This window comes from Bacillus toyonensis BCT-7112, from assembly GCF_000496285.1.
GTDB classification, from domain to species: Bacteria; Bacillota; Bacilli; order Bacillales; family Bacillaceae_G; genus Bacillus_A; species Bacillus_A toyonensis.
The window spans coordinates 3,662,982-3,684,277 of the sequence record NC_022781.1 but is presented as its reverse complement, the minus strand read 5'-3'; the positions used below and the strand labels follow the sequence as shown (position 1 = coordinate 3,684,277).

Annotated in this window: 21 protein-coding genes and 1 pseudogene; 5 read left to right on the top strand and 17 right to left on the bottom strand. The window is 36.1% G+C overall.

Translation table 11 applies throughout. The annotated features are described in order from the left end of the window. Window positions 1–66: 66 nt before the first annotated feature. From BTOYO_RS18820 to BTOYO_RS18805, 4 genes are all read right to left on the bottom strand, one after another. On the bottom strand, window positions 67–1,599 hold the full coding sequence (locus BTOYO_RS18820; protein ID WP_001055206.1) for a fatty acid--CoA ligase family protein: 1,533 nt from the start codon (window positions 1,597–1,599) through the stop codon (window positions 67–69). Between the two features lie 164 nt (window positions 1,600–1,763). Further along, on the bottom strand, window positions 1,764–2,189 hold the full coding sequence (locus BTOYO_RS18815; RefSeq protein WP_000822232.1) for a hypothetical protein: 426 nt from the start codon (window positions 2,187–2,189) through the stop codon (window positions 1,764–1,766). Window positions 2,190–2,365: 176 nt separating this feature from the next. After that, entirely contained in the window at window positions 2,366–3,355 is a 990-nt protein-coding gene (locus BTOYO_RS18810) for a lipoate--protein ligase (RefSeq protein WP_000897263.1), read from the bottom strand. Between the two features lie 9 nt (window positions 3,356–3,364). Beyond that, window positions 3,365–4,099: an MBL fold metallo-hydrolase gene (locus BTOYO_RS18805; RefSeq protein ID WP_000784683.1), complete on the bottom strand. Its 735-nt coding sequence runs from the start codon at window positions 4,097–4,099 to the stop codon at window positions 3,365–3,367. 202 nt (window positions 4,100–4,301) lie between these two features. Here BTOYO_RS18805 and yhfH point away from each other — a divergent pair, with 202 nt between their 5' ends. Further along, window positions 4,302–4,430, top strand: coding sequence for a protein YhfH (gene yhfH / locus BTOYO_RS18800; RefSeq protein ID WP_000567010.1), 129 nt, complete (start codon window positions 4,302–4,304; stop codon window positions 4,428–4,430). A gap of 40 nt (window positions 4,431–4,470) precedes the next feature. Here yhfH and BTOYO_RS18795 read toward each other — a convergent pair whose 3' ends face one another. Beyond that, on the bottom strand, window positions 4,471–5,484 hold the full coding sequence (locus BTOYO_RS18795; RefSeq protein WP_000103728.1) for a LacI family DNA-binding transcriptional regulator: 1,014 nt from the start codon (window positions 5,482–5,484) through the stop codon (window positions 4,471–4,473). A gap of 196 nt (window positions 5,485–5,680) precedes the next feature. Here BTOYO_RS18795 and BTOYO_RS18790 point away from each other — a divergent pair, with 196 nt between their 5' ends. Both BTOYO_RS18790 and BTOYO_RS18785 read left to right on the top strand, forming a co-directional pair. Then, the gene (locus BTOYO_RS18790; protein ID WP_001082252.1) at window positions 5,681–6,622 is read left to right on the top strand and encodes a helix-turn-helix transcriptional regulator; all 942 of its coding nucleotides are present in this window, start codon (window positions 5,681–5,683) and stop codon (window positions 6,620–6,622) included. A gap of 92 nt (window positions 6,623–6,714) precedes the next feature. Beyond that, window positions 6,715–7,215 carry a DinB family protein gene (locus BTOYO_RS18785; RefSeq protein ID WP_000787586.1) on the top strand — a complete coding sequence of 167 codons (501 nt, stop codon included), beginning with the start codon at window positions 6,715–6,717 and terminating at the stop codon, window positions 7,213–7,215. A 19-nt stretch (window positions 7,216–7,234) separates the two neighbouring features. Here BTOYO_RS18785 and BTOYO_RS27445 read toward each other — a convergent pair. The 5 genes and pseudogenes from BTOYO_RS27445 to BTOYO_RS18770 form a co-directional block, all read right to left on the bottom strand. After that, window positions 7,235–7,321 (bottom strand): annotated as a pseudogene (locus BTOYO_RS27445) (YknW family membrane protein); the annotation flags it as partial. 108 nt (window positions 7,322–7,429) lie between these two features. Next, window positions 7,430–8,605, bottom strand: a complete 1,176-nt coding sequence (locus tag BTOYO_RS18780) for an N-acetylmuramoyl-L-alanine amidase family protein (RefSeq protein ID WP_000755824.1) — start codon at window positions 8,603–8,605, stop codon at window positions 7,430–7,432. Window positions 8,606–9,000: 395 nt separating this feature from the next. Continuing rightward, on the bottom strand, window positions 9,001–9,090 hold the full coding sequence (locus BTOYO_RS26725; RefSeq protein WP_000505668.1) for a YjcZ family sporulation protein: 90 nt from the start codon (window positions 9,088–9,090) through the stop codon (window positions 9,001–9,003). Window positions 9,091–9,141: 51 nt separating this feature from the next. Then, the gene (locus BTOYO_RS18775) at window positions 9,142–9,444 is read right to left on the bottom strand and encodes a DUF2087 domain-containing protein (RefSeq protein WP_000140282.1); all 303 of its coding nucleotides are present in this window, start codon (window positions 9,442–9,444) and stop codon (window positions 9,142–9,144) included. A gap of 36 nt (window positions 9,445–9,480) precedes the next feature. After that, a complete protein-coding gene (locus tag BTOYO_RS18770) occupies window positions 9,481–9,696 on the bottom strand; it encodes a hypothetical protein (RefSeq protein ID WP_000977614.1) in 216 nt (71 codons plus the stop codon). 274 nt (window positions 9,697–9,970) lie between these two features. Here BTOYO_RS18770 and BTOYO_RS18765 point away from each other — a divergent pair, with 274 nt between their 5' ends. Then, window positions 9,971–10,117 (top strand): hypothetical protein, encoded by a 147-nt coding sequence (locus BTOYO_RS18765; RefSeq protein ID WP_000264964.1) that lies wholly within the window; start codon window positions 9,971–9,973, stop codon window positions 10,115–10,117. A gap of 152 nt (window positions 10,118–10,269) precedes the next feature. Here the strand turns inward: BTOYO_RS18765 and BTOYO_RS18760 are convergent, their stop codons facing one another. After that, a complete protein-coding gene (locus BTOYO_RS18760) occupies window positions 10,270–13,206 on the bottom strand; it encodes a YhgE/Pip domain-containing protein (RefSeq protein ID WP_000871861.1) in 2,937 nt (978 codons plus the stop codon). Between the two features lie 215 nt (window positions 13,207–13,421). Continuing rightward, window positions 13,422–13,994, bottom strand: a complete 573-nt coding sequence (locus BTOYO_RS18755; protein WP_000963370.1) for a TetR/AcrR family transcriptional regulator — start codon at window positions 13,992–13,994, stop codon at window positions 13,422–13,424. A 326-nt stretch (window positions 13,995–14,320) separates the two neighbouring features. Between BTOYO_RS18755 and BTOYO_RS18750 the strand changes: the two genes are divergently transcribed. Further along, entirely contained in the window at window positions 14,321–15,166 is an 846-nt protein-coding gene (locus BTOYO_RS18750; protein ID WP_000984181.1) for a hypothetical protein, read from the top strand. 47 nt (window positions 15,167–15,213) lie between these two features. Here the strand turns inward: BTOYO_RS18750 and BTOYO_RS18745 are convergent, their stop codons facing one another. From BTOYO_RS18745 to hemH, 5 genes are all read right to left on the bottom strand, one after another. Next, complete coding sequence (locus BTOYO_RS18745) at window positions 15,214–15,513, bottom strand: hypothetical protein (RefSeq protein ID WP_001198066.1); 300 nt, start codon at window positions 15,511–15,513, stop codon at window positions 15,214–15,216. A gap of 364 nt (window positions 15,514–15,877) precedes the next feature. Further along, complete coding sequence (locus tag BTOYO_RS18740) at window positions 15,878–16,180, bottom strand: hypothetical protein (RefSeq protein ID WP_000226526.1); 303 nt, start codon at window positions 16,178–16,180, stop codon at window positions 15,878–15,880. 141 nt (window positions 16,181–16,321) lie between these two features. After that, entirely contained in the window at window positions 16,322–18,688 is a 2,367-nt protein-coding gene (locus BTOYO_RS18735; RefSeq protein ID WP_033657321.1) for a DUF6359 domain-containing protein, read from the bottom strand. 211 nt (window positions 18,689–18,899) lie between these two features. Beyond that, window positions 18,900–20,327 (bottom strand): protoporphyrinogen oxidase, encoded by a 1,428-nt coding sequence (gene hemY, locus BTOYO_RS18730; RefSeq protein WP_001228058.1) that lies wholly within the window; start codon window positions 20,325–20,327, stop codon window positions 18,900–18,902. 19 nt (window positions 20,328–20,346) lie between these two features. Further along, a complete protein-coding gene (gene hemH, locus BTOYO_RS18725) occupies window positions 20,347–21,282 on the bottom strand; it encodes a ferrochelatase (protein ID WP_000726795.1) in 936 nt (311 codons plus the stop codon). Between the last annotated feature and the right edge of the window lie 14 nt (window positions 21,283–21,296).

Sequence of the window (21,296 nt, the reverse complement as noted above, 5' to 3'; positions counted from 1 at the left end):
GTCATAGCTTAACCAATGCAAAAAAATAGAGGCAACCAACTTCATAAAGCTGGTTGCCCCCCATTCTTACACTTGCATCGCTTTTTCTCTCAAAGCTCTTCTTAACAACTTACCCGTCGTATTCTTCGGCAATTCTGTTAAAAACTCTATGCTCATTGGCACTTTATATTTTGCTAAATGTAACGTGCAATAATGCATCAGCTCTTCTTCTGTTACGTTCGTTTGTTTCAGAACGACGAAAGCACGCACTGCTTCTCCTAAGTTTTCGTCTGGTACACCAATTACGACAACTTCAGCTACTGATTCGTGCGTATATAGTACCTCCTCTACTTCACGAGGGTAGACGTTATAACCACCAACTAGGACGATATCTTTTTTACGATCAACGATATAGAAGTAACCTTCTTCATCCATTTTCGCTAAGTCTCCTGTATATAGCCAGCCATCTTTTAATGTCGCAGCTGTATCTTCTGGTGCATTATAGTAACCCTTCATAACATTAGGTCCACGAACAATTAATTCACCGACTGCGCCGACTGGTACGTCTTCCCCAAGTTCATTCACAATTTTATTTTCTACATGCCAAATATTTGTGCCGATTGACCCTGGTTTACGCGGGCGATCTAACGGATTGAAACAAGTAACTGGTGATGCTTCTGATAAACCGTATCCTTCTGAAACAATTACGTCAAAACGTTTTTCAAAGTTTTGCAGAAGAGCAACAGGCATTGACGCACCACCTGAAATACAAAGGCGAAGCGTCTTCACATCTTCTGCGCTTGCTTCTTCAAATAAATATAAATAATTGTACATCGTCGGTACGCCAGCAAAAATCGTTGGTTCATACGTACGACAAATACGGAACACTTCTTTCGGACTAAATTTCGGTAACATTAAAATCGTTGCCCCGTTCACAATCGGTGCATTTACCGCAACTGTTAAACAGAATACATGGAACATAGGCAGTGCCGCAACGACGCGATCATCGGCCGTATATTGTAAATACGACGCCACATCGCTTGCGTTACTATATAAATTTTTATTTGTTAACATAGCACCTTTTGGTTTTCCAGTTGTGCCTGAAGTGTAGAGGATAACCGCTACATCTTCTTCATCTAGTTCCGGACCTTCGTAAGTCGCATCTCCAGTTCCTATAAAACTAGTAAACGTTTTCATTTTTTCGGTTTCTATATGATTAAAATCTGATGAGGTTTCGCATATGATGATGTTCTCTAGTGAAGGAAGTCTTGTTGTAAGAGATTGTATAACAGGTAGAAGGACGTCGAGTACGATGATTGTTTTTACATCTCCATTTTGTAAAATATAATGCATTTCGTCTGCTGTATAAATTGGATTAACTGGTATAACAGTTGCCCCAGCTTTCATTGTTCCGTATAAACCGACTAAAAAATGTGGTGAATTCCCAACAACTAATGCGACATTGTCCCCTTTTCCAATGCCCATTTCTGCTAAATTGCTAGAAAACCTTGTGACCATTTTGTTTAATTGGTCATACGAGACCGACTGATCCATAAAAACATAAGCCGGTTTATCCCCCTTCTGTTTTGCCGTTTCAGCCAAAGATTGAACGAGATTCACACAAACCCCACCTTTATAAAATTTAGAATATTTAAAAATTCTAAATTAATTATATTAAAAGAAAATTAAAGTGGCAAGTAATATCCTATTAACTGCATATACACGGCGTACTTCCTATTGAATAACTTTGGAAAAATATAGTGATTTCACTTACCAGCAAATTATTAAACGAGGACAGAAATCATTTTAGGATAATATGCACCTATCTTTTCTCTAAGCTTTTCAAGTTCTTCTTTATTTAAACTTGTATGCTCTCCATACAAGTTTATCGCGTCCGCTCCATTTTCATGAAAGTACACTGTAACATATACTGTCGGTAACCCTGTATCGTTTTCATCTATAGACAAGACAACATCTGGTATTTTACCAACAGTACTAAACATTTCATTTCTTTTCCATTTCTTACTTTGAAACATAGTTTGTATATCATCTATCTTTCGTTTGTTATCCGTATGCGTATAATATATAACATTATCCTTCGCTGGTTTTCCAATAGATAAAGTTGTACGACTTGAGGAGGTTTCATCGTTACACGCTGTCATCCCGATGAGGAAGCTGAGCAATAATACAACGCACATTATTCTTTTCATTTTGATCCACCTCCTTTTATTATGTATATTCCTTTATAAGGGGCAGATGACTCGTGAGTGGTGTTTTGAGGAAGATATTTGTGATAAGTGAAATTATATTAGCCGCAACTCAAAACCAAAAGTGACAATCCACACAAAAAGAAAGAGGCTGCCCTTTATGACAGCCTCCCCCATTTTTAGAAGAATAAATGTAAGAAATCTTCTGTTGTAATATTACCAAAGTAGCGTGCGATATCTACGCCTTCTAAAGCTGCAGTGAATGCATCTTTATCGAACTGTACGCCTGTTAAGCGTTCTTCAATGTCATGAACATCTAGTGATCCGAAGAAGTCACCGTAAATTTTACATTCTGTTACTGTTCCTTTTTTCACTTCAAGACGAACGTCAACTTGTCCAACTGGGAAGCGGTGTGAATGTTGTAAGTTGAACTTCGGAGATTTTCCGTAGTTCCAATCCCAATTTTGGTAGCGCTCTTCAGAAAGTTTATGTATTTCTTTCCAATCCGCTTCTGTTAATTCGTACGTTGGAATTTCTGTTTCACCTTCGAAAATGGTTTCTAGAAGAAGTTGTCTAAACTCTTCTGTCGTCATTTTTTCGTTTAAGAACTCTGTAATATTCGCAACGCGGCTACGGATTGATTTAATTCCTTTTGATTGAATCTTATCCATTTTTACTTTTAATGCCGATACGACGTGATCGATTTCAGAGTCAAATAGTAACGTACCGTGACTGAACATACGACCTTTCGTTGAGAACTGCGCGTTACCTGAAATTTTTCTACCTTCAGCTAAAATGTCGTTACGACCACTTAGTTCTGCATTTACGCCTAATTTACCAAGCGCTTTCGTTACAGGCTCTGTGAATTTTTTGAAGTTGCTGAAACTGTCTCCATCATCTTTCGTAATAAAGCTGAAGTTTAAGTTTCCTAAATCATGATATACCGCGCCCCCGCCTGATAGACGACGAACGACATGAATACCTTTTTCTTTTACGTAATCTGCATTAATTTCTTCTACTGTGTTTTGGTTTTTACCAATGATAATGGAAGGTTCGTTAATGTAGAACAGTAAATATGTTTCGTTAATATCTAAATTCTTCACACAATATTCTTCAATCGCTAAGTTTATTCTAGGATCTGTAATCCCTTTATTATCAATAAATAACATCGTATCACCTCATGAATTCCATACGTAGCCACTATGAGCTAACGTAATATGGCCACTGAAAATTTGTTTTGCTTCTGTTACTAAATCAGATGGGTTTCCTATATGCGGTAAGTGCGTTAATAAAAGTTCTTTTACATTCGCATCTTTCGCAATACTTGCCACTTCTGTACTATTCATATGCCCTGCTTTTGCAGCCTCTTGATGTGCATACATATTACACTCACAAATGAAAAGATCAGCATCTTTTGTGAATGGAATGAATTCAGAAATATAACTGGAATCAGCGCTATATACTACAGCGTTACTACCAGCTTTAATACGCATCGCAAAGCATGTAACAGGATGAACAGTTTTTAAGAATGAAATAGAAAAAGGTCCAACTTGAAGTGTTTCTTCTGGGTTGTACGCGATTCCTTTCGTATGCGGTGCATGCGTTAAAGAATGGAATCCATTCTCGTCAAACGTATGACCGTATATTGGCAATTCCGGTAGTTGTCCCTTTGTCGCACTTGTAATTAATCTCGCATATTGCAATACCCCAATGTCTGCAACATGATCGTGGTGGTAATGCGAAAGTACAACTGCATCTATATGAGATGGTGTTATATATTTTTGAAGCTGTGCTAGTACACCACTACCACAGTCTACAAGTAAACGAAAACCATCGTGTTCAAACAAATACCCCGACGTTGCTTCTCCCGCTTCTGGAAAGCCGCCCCAAAAGCCGACAACAGTCATTTTCATATGTATCCATCCTTTCTAAAACCGAGTAGGAATGCAGTTTTTCTCCGTACTTGAGAAAGTTTTTTACTTACATCCTACATTGTTAACTATAATCCATTTCCTAAACTTTTTCATTAATTTTCAATTTGTTATAAAACAGTTGTTGACTTTTATTTTTTGTACTAATACAATGATAGTAAGAAATGGAAATGGAGGAATTGACATGATCGATCAACCAATGGAGTTTTTCAGAAATTTACCGACGAAAACTTGTGCGCACTGCGGGAAAGAAATTGATGAGCAGCACGAAGCATACCATAACAAATGTGATGACTGCGTTCACGAAGAGTAGTAGTTTGTGAACAGAAAAAAAACCTAGCAGACATAGTCTACTAGGCTAATAACATCGTATCCTTCATCGTTGAACCTTTCACCAAGAGCTCCAGTTCAAACTCATACAATTCTTTTTTACGATAATTTTTCGTATGGATTTTATCCATCATCAGGTCGACAACTTTTCGAGCCATTTCATCAATTGGCTGTTCAATTGTCGTAATACCTGGCTCAGTAATCTGCGATAAAATTTGATTATCAAAACCGATAACAGCGAGATCCTCTGGAATACTCCAGTTATGGCGCTTCGCCTCTGAGATAATTCCAGCTGCAACCTCGTCGCCTCCTGCCAAAATCGCGGTAGGATTTTTTTTGTCCTTTAATACTTCATGGAATATTCGCTTCCCATCATCCCAAGAGAAAGCGTTTTCAAGAAAATCAATCGCTTCTACTTGGCGGCTCTTCTCAGTTATTGCACGTAAAAAGCCCATTTTCCGCTGTTGGCTAACAACTTTGGTTTCGTTACCACGGCAAAAAATAAGATTACGATATCCTTGTTCTAATACATGATTGGCAGCTATATATGCTCCTTGTGCATGATCAAATTTCACTGTTGGAACATTTGCTTCCTCAATATATTCATTACATAACACGATTGGACCGTGCTGTAAGTACGGCTCTACATCTTCCCATGGATTTTCTAGTGAACATAGAATAATCCCATCTACTTGTTTCGTAGATAATAATTGTAAATACTCCATCTCTTTTTCTGGTAAATATCTTGTTTGACAAATAATCAGTTTATATTTATGCTCAGAAGCAGCAATCTCGATTGCTTCAATAAATCTACTAAAAAAAGGATTTGTAATCCTTGGAACAAGCACCGCAATTGTTTCTGTTTTTTGTTTACGAAGCCTTCTCGCCGCAGAATTAGGAACGAAGCCTAAATGCTTCATTGCTAATTGAACCCTTTTTTTCTTCTCATCTGAAACATATGGATGATTATTGATCACCCTAGAAACCGTTGTCCTTGATAACCCCGCTAATTTCGCCACGTCCTCGATAGTCGACACGAAATTCTCCCCCTTTGCATGAAAACGTTTTCTTATCCTGATTATATAGTATATTATTGGAAACTGCAATATAGGTTGTTATGATTTTACTATATTAATATTATACATAGGAAAAAGTCTGTTAATAGTAGGGGAAAATGTATTACTTTTAGAATTTTACAGTGATCATATTTATAAAAATAAAGGATGATATTTCATGAATCGAACGGATCGTTTATTAGCAATATTAATTGAATTACAAAGAAAACAAACTGTTACAGCACAAAGTTTAGCTGGAAAATTTGAGACAAGTATAAGAACTATTTATCGAGATATGGATGCACTTAGTGAATCTGGTGTCCCAATTTTTGCAATGCCCGGCCACGGCTACTCATTAATGGATGGATATTTCTTACCACCCATTCAGCTTACCCCTGAAGAGGCTGTTACCCTTTTATTAGGCGGTGATTATATCGAGAAAACTTTCACTTCTTCTTTTTCTGCACATGCACAATCGGCAAAAGAGAAACTTGAGGTTATCCTCCCTACTGATCAAAAAAAGAAAGTTGAGGGGTTACGAGGTACTTTCCGTTTCCTTTCTCCTATATTTTCAAACCAGCAAGCCGAGCAAGAAAAACTAGAGAACCAACTTTTCTTGCTACAAGAAGCAATTCAAAACGAGCAAGCTATCTCTTTTTCTTATCGTAAGCCAAGAGAAACCACAAAAATAGAGCGGACTGTTCATCCTTACGGTTTAGTCAATATTTCAGGAATTTGGTACATCGTTGCTCATTGCTTACTTCGGAAACAAATACGTAATTTTCGTTTAGACCGTATGGATACATTACAGCAAAAACAAGAATTTTTTACAAAACCGAAAGACTTTTCTTTACAAGACTATCAACCTGAAAACAATCGTATTGTTACGATTCATTTATTGTTTCCATCTCATATTGCACATAAAATTATTGAATCTCGATACTTTTTTATAGATTCATACGAGCATAAAGATAATGGTTTCCATGTCTTTTTGAAATCAAGAAACATAGACGAAGTGTTTCAATGGGTATTGAGCTGGGGAAGCCAAGTGCAAGTACTTGAGCCAAAAATTCTTTCTGAGAAAATCCGTGATGAAGCAAAAAAAATGTTAAAACTTTAATTTTTATATTTCACTACTGACATAATGTTGTCAGCATTACTTCTTTATAGTAGGTAGTAACAAATACATTTTCATAAAAAGGAGTTAGTGATATGAAGAATTTTGAAGAGTTAGCAACGTACTACATAGGGGAATTAGAAAAGTACTCTATAGAACAATTTAGGATGAAGCCTTCTAGTGAGGAATGGTCTCTCGGTCAAATGTATAATCATCTAATTGCTTCCACATACATGCAATTAGATGCAATCACAAAATGTAAAGGCGAAACACCATCAGTAACTAACAAAAAAACGGATATGGGTGAAAAAGTATATAAACTTGGTGCTTTCCCAGACATACAAATCAAAGTACCAAATCATCCTGGATATACGCCAGAAAATCCAATTAACAAAGAAGAAGTACAAGAGCGTTTTCTGAAATTAATTACAGTTGTTAAAGACATTGAACCAACAATTACTTCTATTCGAAGTGCTTGTAAAGTCGAACACCCTGGGCTTGGTTACTTAAATGCGGCAGAATGGTTTCAGCTCATTTCTATGCATTTTGCACATCATCTTCGTCAGAAAGAAAGATTGGAAACAAAAGTTTTATAATTCTACTTCCCACATATCCTTACAGTTTAGATATTTCCTGCATAAATCCAGCCATGCTCGCTAATAAACTAGTGAAAACGAAAAGTGCAAGAATAAGAGGAATAAGTAATAACTAACTGTAAAGATGAAAAAAACACCTTCACAGGTGTTTTTTTCATCATAGAAATATCTTAAAATAGATATCTATTGTCATTTATTCAATTAAAAATCTTTGTTACATCATAACGCCATCATTTTTGAATGAATACCATTTTCCATTAATGAAATGTTTGCCCACTGCCATTGCACCATTGGATTGTAAATAGTACCATTTTCCATCTTTTTGTAACCAATTTGTTTTCATCGTTCCATCTTCATTCAAGTAGTACCATGTGCCATTCACTTGTACCCAACCAGTTGTCATTGGGCCATCATAAAAGTAATACCACTTGCCATTGTAGTTTAACCAACCTTCATGATTCGCTCCACTTTTCTCATCAAAGTAATACCAGTCACCATCCACTATTTTCCATCCAGTCACCATAGATCCATCTGGATTAAAATACCATGAAGTGCCGCCTTCAGCTAGTTTCCCTGTACGCATAGCACCACTGTCATCGAAAAAGTAGCGCTTTCCTCCTTCATCTAACCAACAGTCTTTCCATCCATTTTCTGAACTTTTCATCGTGCCATTTGAGTTCAGATAATACCATTTTCCATTTTCTTTTACCCAGCCTGTTTTCATTGTGCCGTCTGTATTCATGTAGTACCATTTTCCATTATCTTGTACCCAACCTGTTTGCATCTTACCACCTACAAAATAATACCAGCTTCCGTTATAGCTTAGCCAGTCATTATAACTAAGCCCCTTATCGTTAAAATAGTACCACTTATTATCAATTGAAGTCCAACCTATTGCCATTGATCCATCTTCGAGAAAATAATTGCCTGTATGATATTCCCCAATCCAAGCTTTCGTAAACATCTGCCCATTATCTGGATTTAAAAAATAAGTTTTCCCATTATATTCAAGCAATCCGTAATGTAGCTTTCCACCTTGATGTACATAATACCACTTTCCACCATACTGAATCCAACCTTCATTGGCATACATTGTACCGTCTGCTCCCAGTAAGTAACCCTCATATTGATATACAATATGACCTGTTTGCATTTTTCCATTACCATCAAAATAATACCATTTTCCACCATCTTGTAACCAGCCTGTTTTCTTCATACCTTTTTGGTCATAGAAATACCATGTATCCCCTACTTTTACCCAACCACTTTGCTGAATTGTCTGCTCTGCTTTTGCAGTAGTCTGTTTCACATTATCTTGTTTTTCAGCATGTGATACTGCCGGAACTATAACCATAGCAGACATTAAAACTGGTAAAATAACTTTCTTCATTTTCCATATCCCCCAAATAATGAATAATTTTTGTTTTTATTTCCACAAACAGTATTATATTACGCTATTTAGATATAATCAATAGTTTTTGTAATATAATCGTAATATTTTTAAATAAAACGAAACAAAAGTATAGTTAAAGTCATTAAATTCACTTATACGTTACAATATAGGTAATATTACACATCTATCAACTTAAAATATTACTTTTTCTAAAACGAAAAGGATGAGCCGAATTTTCAGTACTAACTGTAAAAACGTGAATTTTTCATTATGGAGTGATCTATTTTCTTAGGTTGATGAGTATTTGGCAAGCCCCCATAAATAAATGTTTTTGTGGGATTACGTCTTCATAAAGAAAAGACACTCTTATAAGAGTGTCTTTTCCATAGCTTTTAGCAAAAGCAAGCAGCTCCAACGATGATTAATAAAATAAACAATATAACTAATAAAGCAAATTCACCGCAACTACCACCAAAGCCCATAATATTTCCTTCTTTAGATAAGAGAGGCAAACTAGGAATTACTCATTACATTTATAACTCCTCCCACTTCGTCCAAACTTCTCTCCCATTTATATGGTACATATTATCCTCTCGATCCATAAACCCATGCACGATAAATTCTCTTCTAATCGTACAAAAATCATCATGATATTGTTTTATGAACACATTTATTTCTTTCTCTGTATATTGATTTTCAACGTTTAACTTGCTAATCAAATGTTCTAATAACACTAACTTTTTCTTTTTTTGACCTGGAATCGATTTTAAACGATTCTCTTTATCGAAAAAGTTACGAATGTTCGTATCCCTAAATTTCATTTCGCTTTCGGTCATTTTGTTATCCTTCATCAGCTTTTAAATAGTGAAACTTTACTGTTTTTCTTTACCGTTTTTCTTTATTCTTTCACTTAAAAAATCAATAAAGTAATATTCACTAATTAAAATGTAATACGTTACAATCATTCCCAGTATATCCTTCATGCTCGTATGTTCTTTTTTGTGAAATAAAATCGGATATAGTGTATAAACCAAGAAGGTGATTAGTGGATATATTATAAAATAGAAGCGAGATTTTTGTTTCATCATATCAACTCCCCTATTCTAGTTTTCTCTGTAAATTGCTGTAAGTCCTTTTCTTTCGTTTAGACTGCAATTAGAAGTTAAAGATTATCCTTGTTCCAAAGAAAATACGGATGAACTGCAACTACAGCAAGATGTACAAGCCATTTAAGAATTGAAAAATCTTCTTAAAAAACCTGAATTAACGGAAGAAAAAAGAGCTCAATATTAATTTTCAATTATCGCTTTAACTCCTTATACACAATTGCATGAAACACTTCCCCTCTTGGACGAATCGGATATGTGGATACAAGAGAGAGCGGCTGAAATTCTAGGTTTCCATAGATACGTGCCAGCTAGCGAAAAACTAAATTGGGTTAAAGAGCACGGACAACATAACGGGAAAATGGCAGCTGAATTAGCATTAAAAAGAATAAAAATGGAATGAAAGAACGAAAAGAAAAATGCTCTAATAACAACAATCTTTATGAACAGATCCAATAAAAAGAGCCTGTATCGATAATCACTGAGTAATTATTGATACAGGCTTTTCATTCCAATGTTTCGTTATTATAAATATTTACCTACAAGGTGCTTTTTTTAAACTTCAATCGATTGATTTTCAACAACATTTCTAAATTGTCGTTTGTGCATCCAAGTTAAGGAAGCGATTGTTCCAAGTGATAATACGACGATAAAGATCATGAGTATTCCTATGTTTTGCCACATGAAGTTAAAGTCTCCGCTTGATACGACTGCTTTCAATCCTGATACAGAGTATGTCATCGGTAACCACGTATTAAATGGTTGTAAAAACTTCGGAATCAATTCTAGTGGGAATGTTCCAGCACTTGTTGTAAGCTGAATAATTAATGTGATGATGGCAATAAATCGCCCTGCATCACCGAATGCTGTTACTAAACATTGAATTAATGCGATAAATGCTAAACTTGTAACGATGCTAAATAATATAAAGTATGGAATACTTTGCACTTCTACACCTAATCCGAACAGTAATATGACATCTGCTACTATCGCTTGAATAATACCGACTGATAGTAAAACGCCGAACTTACTAATAAACCAGCTAAATCCTGATTTTGGAACGCCGACTGTATCGCGTAATGGGTATACGATAGATAATAGTAATGCCCCAACAAATAAACCGAGTGATAAGAAATACGGTGTAAATCCAGTTCCGTAGTTTGGAACTTCCGCTAATTTCTCTGTCTTTACTTTTACAGGGTTTGCAAACATATCAAATGTTTTATTCGTCCCTTTCACTTCACCAGTTTTCTCTGCCCCTTCGCCAAGCTTTTCAGCAAGTTCACCTGAACCGTCGTTTACTTTTACGAGGCCATCTGTTACTTTTCCTGAGCCATCTGCTAGTTTATTTACGCCGTCGATTAACTGTGTTGAGCCAGTTGACATTGTATTTAAACCGCCATTTAGAGTGCCTAATCCTGTTGTTACTTGATTTGAGCCATCTGCTAATTTTGTTACTCCTACAGATAATGTGCCTAAACCGCCTGTTACTTGGCTTGAACCGTCCGCTAATTGCGTTATTCCGCCTGTCATTTGGCCTGCTCCTACAGATAATGTGCCTAAACCACCTGTTACTTGACTTGAGCCATCTGCTAATTGATTTATTCCACCAGTCATTTGGCTTGCCCCTACAGATAATGCACCTAAACCGCCTGTCACTTGGCTTGAACCGTCCGCTAATTGATTTATTCCACCTGCCATTTGGTTTGCTCCTACGGATAATGCGCCTAATCCTTCTGTTACCTTCCCAGATCCATCTACTAATTGATTTGCTCCATCAATCAATTGACCAGATCCGTTCTTCAATTTATCAGCACCTAATTTTGCCTTACCTAAACCTTCACCAAATCCATGAAAATTACTAACAAATTCATTTTGTGCGTTCGTTAGTTTCTTAATACCATCCGTTAAAGTTTTAAACCCTTCTGGATTCGGTAGTTTGTTTTGCATTCCACTTGTTGTTTCATTTATTTCACTTTTTAATTGTTTCACTTCTTCGTTTAACTTGTTTGTTCCACCTGCTACCCCGGCAGCCTTCTGCTGAACTGTCGCCGTACTTTTTGCCACATTTGTTATATATGGTTGTAACTGTTCTTGATATTCTTTCGGTAAACTCTCAATTTGCTTTTGCAAGCTCGCTACATCTTGCGCTGCAGTTTTTGCATCCCCTGCGGTTGATTGCGTCAATTCATTTAACTGACTTACGTCTTCTCCAGCTCCATTTATTTTTTCATTTAATGTAGAAGGAGCTTTTGACTGTATTACCTCTAAGCCTGCAACAGAATTTTGTACGTTACTATTTAACTCCTGCAAACCCTTTTGAATCTCTTGAGCCCTTGTCTCTAATTGGCTTTGCCCTTCAACAAGTTCTCCCATACCATTTGATAAGTCAATTGTTCCTGTTTTTAATTCACCTGTTTTACTTACTAATGTATTCAAACCTGCTGTTACTTTTCCTGAACCGTCTACTAATTTCCCTATACCAGTCTGCATCTCACCCGCTTTACCATTTAACGTATTTAAACCTGCTGTTACTTTTCCTGAACCGTCTACTAATTTCCCTATACCAGTCTGCATCTCACCTGTTTTGTTATTTAATGTATTTAGACCTGCTGTTACTTTTCCTGAACCGTCTACTAATTTCCCTATACCAGTCTGCATTTCACCCGTTTTGCCATTTAACGTATTTAAACCTGCCGTTACTTTTCCGGATCCATCTTGTAATTTGCCTATACCTGTTTTGCTATTTAATGTATTTAAACCATCTGTTACTTTTCCTGACCCATCTACTAATTTATTTGATCCATCTGCTAATTTCTGAACTCCATCCTTCATCTCCCCAGACTTCCCTTGAAGTGTATGAAGGCCATCCGTCACTTTACTTGAACCATCATGCAGCTCACTTGATCCGTCATGTAGTTTATTTGCCCCTTCCGCCCCATCTGCTAATCCTTTTGAGACGTCTTGAATGGAATCAAACATTTTCTCTGCATATGTTTTCGTTAACGTACTTGCTACTTCACCTTTAATTTTTTCAATGGCTGTTCCACCAATTTGTGAAGATAAGAAGTTTAAGCTTTCGTTTGGAATGTATTCTAAGTTTAATGGTTTCGGATCATCTTTTAATAACGTTGTAGCGTTACTTGAGAAGTCATCAGGAATGCGTACTAACATGTAATATTTTCTGCCTTCCATTCCTTTTTTCGCTTCTTTTTCACTTACAAATTCCCATTTAAAACTTGTGTTATCTTTTAAATTATCAACGAGCCCTTTTCCGACCTCAATTGGTTTTCCATCAAATACTGCACCTTTATCTAAATTGACTACCGCAACTGGTAAATCATCTAACTGTTTATACGGATCCCAAAAGGCCCATAAAAACATACCTGCATATAAAATTGGTACGAATAATACCGCGATAATTGGAATTAATATTTTTTTACTTTTTATAATTTCAGTAAACTCTTTACGAAGTAACTGATTCCATTTCATCATTTCTCCCCCTTTATCAAAATGACTAAAATGTTCATTTAGTCATTTTCACCCAAACAAAAAGGCTATACTTATTCATACATATGCCTTATCCCCGAATTTATACTATGCAACTGTTCCTTACTATGAAGTGAATATTTATATTATCCCTCCTAAAATAAATATATGACTACTTTGTTCAATTGGTCATTTTTTATAATAATAAAAGGATTATCTTAGTTTGACAATCCTTTTAATAAATAAAGTTCAAATAATTCTGCAATTTTTTCTTTTTCTAGCGGTTCATGATTTTTTTCCCAATCAAAAATGAGCGATACGTATAGGCGAAGCATAATAAATGCTGTAATTTCTGGGTCACATTTGCTAATTTCACCTTTTTCAATCGCAATCTTTAAATACGATTGAATGACAGAAACGATTTCCACATCTACTTGTTGCATCACTTCTTGTACTTCTTTCGTTCCCATATCGCGCTCTTCTTGAATTAACTTAATCATGAGCTGATGTTCTTTTCTAAATTCTAAGATGCTATATAATGCTTTATGTACATTTTCAAAAAATGAAACATCTGAACGAATTGCGTTTTCTGCAACTTGCTTCATTTCTGTAATTAAATTAGAAATAATTTCGCCAAATAGCTCTTCTTTATTTTTGAAAAAAGTATAAATCGTTCCTTTTCCTACATTCGCTAATTTCGCTACTTGATCCATCGTTGTTGCTTTATAACCGAACGCTGAAAAAGACTTTGTTGCAGCTTCAATAATAGAACGTTTTCGATCTATCGCCACATCGTCACCTCCAAAAATGACCAATTGGATAATATAGTCAATCAGTACATCTTTGATATTACCACACGCTTACATTCTATACAAGTTCTCTTTTTTATTATTTCCAGTATAAAAAAATTCCAGTCCATTCATATAATACTGTCATAGTGTATCAGATGGAAAGAGAAAAAGAAAAGGTGTTCTTAAGATGTATAGATAAACCTTACTTAACAACAATAAAATTCCTCTTTTTCAAATAATCAAATAAAAAAACAAGAAAATCTTTACAATTAATAGTAATATAGAAAATAGACAAGTTTATCAAAATAGTGGAGGCTTTTTCAGTCATGATGCGTGCGCTTCGTTTAAGTATAAAGCAAGCTTTTTGTAATCGTGTTTCTTTAATTATTATGTTTAGTGGATTAGCTCTTATCTCTATCTATCATTATTATTATGTAATTCGTTATATTGGAGACGGAACGGATGCGTTTGTAACAACGGCTTTTAAATGGATTGGATTTCGCGACAATGAAATGGATGTTTATTTATTATTAATGCCAGTTATTGCAAGTCTTCCCTTTAGTACAAGTTACAACTCAGATAAATCAGATGGTTTTAAGACATTTATAAGTAAAGAAATTTCGTTACTTCCTTATTCAGTAACGAAATATATCGTTACATTTTTTTGCGGAGGACTTCTTTATACGTTTCCATTTATCTTATCATTATTATTTTGCAAATTAACCATTCCAAACGGAGCACCCGCAGCGGGTTCAGGTATTATAAATGACAACGGGATGTTCGCAAACTTATATTACGGCTCCCCCATCACTTATATTATTGTATATATCGGAATTAATTTTTTATTTGCAGGGTTAATGGCTCTTTTAGGACTTGCTGCATCTGCATGGTCACAAAAGGACTATATGGCGATTCTGTTTCCATTTGCAGTTACCTCCATTCCTTACGTCCTGCTCAATACAATATTCCCTACAATAGGCGGAGCACCTATTCATTTATATGATCCAAAGCAACCGTTACAGGGCATGTCATCGTATATATTAACGATACAATGTGCCTTCTTCTTCTTCTTCAGCCTATGCATGTATATAAAAGGCGTACAGCGTGATAGAAAAAGGTACAAAAGAAGATTGCAAAGAAGGGATCGGTGTAGAAAAGCGTTTCAAGCATAAAAACCTAATTTCCTCATGTCTTCTTGGAAATTAGGTTTTTTATTCATTTACGGCGTACCAGCCAATCCCCATAAAATAACAATAGCTACAAAATAAATCGATTTAATAGCTACTACTAAACATAATAAAATAATTGCATATTTACTCAATTCTCTTCTTGCACCTATTAAAGTAAAAATCACTGCCAAGCTAAATGTTATATATGACGTTGTTGTATTTATTAAGTTATACGTAATATCTAAATTTTGCGTAAATCCTGTTACCTCAGCTATAAACTGAAGCATGGCAATACTACTAAAAAAGATTGCGATTTGATTCATTAATTTTCCATTTAATTGTACCTGCATCGTTGCCCCCCTTTTATAAACCTGAATATTCAATTAATTTTACCATGAATTTTACAAAAAAGAGTTTCTATATATAATCTTTTGCAATTAGTTACACTCTATTTTCCAAATAAAATGACCACCGCTACGGTTTGCTTAAGAAACCCTAAAATTCCCCACAGAAATCAAGCTCTAAATAGCTAGATGCCCACCTCAAAATTCAGTGAATACAAGGAGTCAGGTGGGAAATCAACTGCTCGTAAAAGCCCGATTGGTGAAGACTAATAATCGGAATAAAAGTGCACCTCCAATTGTTAGACCGTGTCTAACAATTGGAGGTGCACTTCATAATAATAGGTTTTTCTATAAAAAAACGAACAATACTTTACGGTGTCCCTGCCAACATCCATAAAACCACAATAACAACTATATAAATTATTTGTATTCCTATCGCCGAACATAAAGAAATAATTGCATATTTACTTAATTCCTTTTTCATACCCAATATAGTAAAAATCACAGCTAAACCAAATGCTGTATAAGTGATGCTCTGTCTTATTGTACCTAAATAATGAATACCTAGTGATTGCGTAAGACCTGTTACATCAGCTACAAACTGAATCAATATAAAAACACTCAAAAAAATCGCTAGTTGATTCATTAATTTCCCATTTAGTTGGGCTACCATATATCTACACCTCCCTTTCTACAAAACAGAATATTCTATTAATTATATCGTCAGATTACAAAAAAAGGAATCTCCTCTTTGTAATTAAATGACGATGCAAAAACAAAAAAGAACGCTTAGTTACCTAAGCGTTCTCTCACTTTAAGAAGCTTTCTTCAAATCAATTTGAGCAAGTACTGGGTCGTGGTCGCTTACACGTCCATGCTCTTTCATAATGTTTGAGTTTAAGTGTACTGGGTCTACAACTGTGTGCGGTGCGATGTTGTTCGTTACTAAAATATGATCTAACACTTGTGCATTCCCTTCATGAATGTACGTGTAACGATTCTCTTTCGGCACAGTGTTTAGCATATCTTTTAAGATTGTTCCCTCTAATGCTTTTAGTGGTTTCGAGAACTCAAAATCGTTCATATCACCTAATACAACAACAGGTGCATTTGCATTCTTTTTCTGAATACCTTGTACGAAATAATTTACTTCTTGCGCTAATTGAATTCGTTTTTCTTCACTCTTTAATACGAGCGGCTGCACTTTTCCAAATGGCGTTGCATCTCCTAGTTTTGAGTTTAAGTGATTTGCAACGACAACAACGTTTTGTCCTTGGAATGTAAATTCTGCTGCTAACGGTTTTCGTGTACTATCAAATAATGCATTTTCGTCTCCAATACGAACTACATTTTTATCAAGTAACTTCGGTACTGTTGCTAATTTCACACGTGATGGGTTATAGAAGAAACCGACGCGAATGTTAGCTCCAGGCGCTCCCCCGTCTTGATTGTTGCTTGGCGCAATTTCTACATACTCATACTTCGGTCCGCGAATTTCTAGAACTGCATCAATGATACGTTTTGCGCTTAATGAAGCATCTGTTGTCCCATCATTAATTGATCCATTATTATCTTGCATTTCCTCTACACCGATAATATCTGGCATTTTTAAATTGTATTTAATAGAATACGCTAACTCTTTTACTTTTTCGTCCGTCGTTTCTTTTTTATTTGCTGAGAAGTTTTCAATGTTATATGTAGCAACTGTTAATTTATCAAGACGTGGCTGAATATTTGCCCCTACTCGCTTAAACCCACCGTCCACTACAGATGGTAATTCCGTCACTGGCGAAATACGGAACGAACCGTAATCATATCCTACTACCCCTGTTATATCTCCTGTGAAAGTATCTCCTACTTTTGCTACATAATCACGAGGTACTTTTACAGAAAGACGCTCTGGGTTTAATTGATTTTCATCTAAAAGAGGTGTACCATATTTCGTTACTACTTTATCCCCGCTATTTTTTACTGTTACATATAAATTTCCGTTTTTCTGAGGTGCAATAATTTTTGGTGTTGGCATCGTAACGCGCATACCTTCTATACTTTCATAAAAGTCGATTGCATCTTCATTTGGATCAAATAAACCGAATGCATCATTATCGATAATTTGATCAGGAATTTTCACACCGTTTTCTCCGAGTACAATGGGTGCTGGTAAAGGTTGATCTTTTGCGATTACAGCAACGCGACTCGCCTTAATTTCCGTCGTTGTTAAGTCTGTTTCAAACCTTTCTGCATATCCAGGCCCAACATATTCTTCTACTTCTCCATCAACTTGAATAAGGTCTCCAACTGCTACATTTGCATCTTTTTTGTATACGTACATACCTTCTGAAGTAGCTGGATCATTATCCGGCTGATTGTCTTCTATATAAAAACCATTTTTATCAAGCGCTGTTACAACGCCTTCCACATTGTATACGTTCTTCCCTTTGTAAGGAGAAATATGTGATTTCCCTTGAATATCATGAATACGAACTGGTTCATTATTTACAATAATAAATGAAAATGTAGAAATCGCCGAAGAAGTAAGTCCTTCTTTCTCTGCGATTGCTTTCACTACACTATTTTCATTCACTACAATTTGTCCGTTATAGCGAACACTTTTATTTGTAGGATTAGAACCATCTAACGTATAGTAAATTGTTGCTCCTTCTGTATTCGTTGTTAATGTTACCGCTGTTCCTTTCGCAACTTCCCCGCCCCCAGGTGAAGCCACTACATCGCTAACACGGTTTTGTTCTTCCCCTTGAAACTTATGAGCTGTTACTGATTTTAAACCCGGACTACTAAAATATAATTCAAGCGTCCCTGTTAAGCTAACTTTCTTCCCAATATTTTCAGGATGATCTTTCACATTCACTGCCGATCTCACATCGCCTTTTGGCAACTGAACAGGCATGATTTTATCTGGATTTGTTTCGTTTGGTGAATCGGCAATTGCCACATTTGTGTCGTCAAACTTAGCCGGATCCTTCGTGTACTTAGAAGGACTTTGCGTATATCCGACAATATATCCTTCCACTATCCCCTTCGTTTTCCCTTGCTGCTTGAATACTTGAATTGCTTTTTCTACCGACATAGAAGTAGTTTCTTCTGCTTGTGCTAAAGTTCCAGTAAATGATAGTAATAGTAATAATGATAAAAAGACACTTAACAATTTCTTCACAGCTATTTTCCTCTCCCTATTTCATATTTTCTCAGCATATCTATCATAACAAATGATTCGTTATATAGAACTATATTTCGACAAGTTTTACAAAAAATTAATCTCAGCTATACGTTTAAAACAAAAATTACTTATGCTAAAAACAGATGGAATATGTAAGGTACAAACTTCTATTTTCCAATAAAAAACTACCACTTCATTAGGAAGTGGTAGTTTTTTATACATTCAAAGCATCTCGTTCACATTCTACTATTTTTTCAATATGTGATAACACACGTTGCGCTGCCAACTCACCTTGCCCAATACAGTCCGGCAAACCAGAACCAGCGTAAGAACTTCCAGCTAAGTACACACCTGGCAATTCTTTCTCCATAAATGTTGTAAGCTTTTTCATTCGCTCGTTATGACCTACTGTATATTGAGGCATCGCTTCTTTCCAGCGGCTTACGATTGCAAACTCCGGGTCCTCTATAATATCCATCGTCTTTCGTAAGTCTTCTAGTACGAGCTGAACGAGTTCCTCTTCGGTTTGTTCTACAATCGCTTCATCACCAGGGCGTCCAACGTAACAGCGAAGAAGTACCTTACCTTCTGGCGTTGTATGCGGCCATTTTTTATGTGTCCACGTACATGCTGTAATGGAGAAGTCACTATTTCGTGATACGACAAATCCCGTTCCATCAATATCGCGCTGAATGGCTGATTTCGGAAAAGCAAGTGCTACATTCGCAACTGATGTGGACGGAATGTTGCGGAAGAAACGAAATTGTTTATACTGCGCAAACATAGAAGGCAATACTTTATGTGAGCTTGCCACTACGATGGCGTCCGCTTCTATTTCTTTTCCGTTACTAAGAGTAATCGTGTAACCATCCCCCAGTTTTGCAACTTTTTCAATGCGAGTTCCCTTTATTATCGTACCTTCATGCATCTTCACTTCGAGAGATTCTACTATAGATTCTAAACCTGTTTTCACCGTTTGGAAGATTCCTTTTTTCGGTTCAGCTTTCTCTTCTTTCGGAGCGAGCGTACGCATACCGAGTGAAATACTACGATGTTTCTGCTCAATTTGATACATTTGCGGGAAGGTCGACATTAAGCTCATTTCATCAATATCCCCTGCATAAATACCCGATAGTAATGGTTCTATTAAGTTTTCAACCACTTCGTTTCCGAGGCGATGTCTGAAAAACTGCCCGAGTGATTGGTCAGATACTGGTTTTGATCTAGGCATTAACAGATCAAAACCAGCTCTTAATTTACCAATTGGGGAGAACAACCCGGAAAATAGAAACGGCGTAATTTGCGTTGGAATTCCCATCATTGATCCACTCGGCATTTTATGTAACCGATTGTTTACGAGAATAAATGATTGACCGGCCTTATTATTTACAAGTTCATCGCCAAGACCTAATTCTCTCACCAATCTAGACGCACTTTCTTTTCGTGCTAAAAAAGAATCCGGTCCGCGTTCAATTGTAAATCCATCTTTTCGAACGGTTTGAATTTTCCCGCCAAGTTTACCCGACGCTTCTACAAGTAATGTATCTATCGGCAAGTCCTTCTCACGAATGTCTTTTTGTAAGTGATACATAGCTGTTAATCCTGTGATACCACCGCCGATGATCACAACTTTTTTCCTCAAGCAGGCTCCCCCTTTCTTCTTACAATACAGATTCTTTTTTCTTTAATACAACATCCGTTAAGCAATCAATGAATGCATCCGATGCGTTTGGCATTTCTGGACGATAATATTTCGCGCCAATTTCATCAGTCACCACTTTACACTCAAAGTCATTATCATATAAAACTTCTAAATGTTCCGCAACAAATCCAACTGGTGCATAAACAAATGAAGTATAACCGTACTTTTCATTTAATTCTCTCGTTAAATCTTGTACATCCGGACCGATCCAAGGATCTGGCGTGTTTCCTGCACTTTGCCATCCTACTGCATAGTTTGCTACTTCAGCGCCCCTTGCAATATAATCAGCTGTTTCATTTAATTGATCTGGATATGGATCGCCGAGTGCGATAATTTTCTCTGGTAAGCTGTGAGCAGATACGATTAATACTGCTTTTTCACGTTCTGCTTCTGACATACCGTTATATATACCTTTCACTGCATCGACCCAATACTGGATAAACTTCGGTTCTTTATACCAGCTATCAATGCCATGAATTGTTAAGTTTCCAAGTTTCTCAGCTTCTTCCTGCGCTCGTCCAACATATGATTTCACACTAAATGTAGAATAGTGAGGCGCAAGAACAAGTGCGATTGCATCCTCTATTTCATCGTTATGCATAGCTTGTACCGCATCTTCAATAAACGGTTCAATATGTTTTAAACCAAGATACATGTGGTACTCTACTTCATCTTGTATTTCATTTAAACGCATTTCTAACTTTTTAGCTTGCTCTAATGTAATAGTAGCTAAAGGAGAAATACCACCAATTGCACGGTAACGCTCTGTTAAATCTTCTAGCATTTCAGGACTTGGCTTTCTTCCTCTGCGAATATGTGTATAGTAACGTTCAATGTCTTCTTCTTTATATGGCGTTCCGTATGCCATTACAAGCAAACCAATTTTCTTTTTCATACAGCCAATCTCCT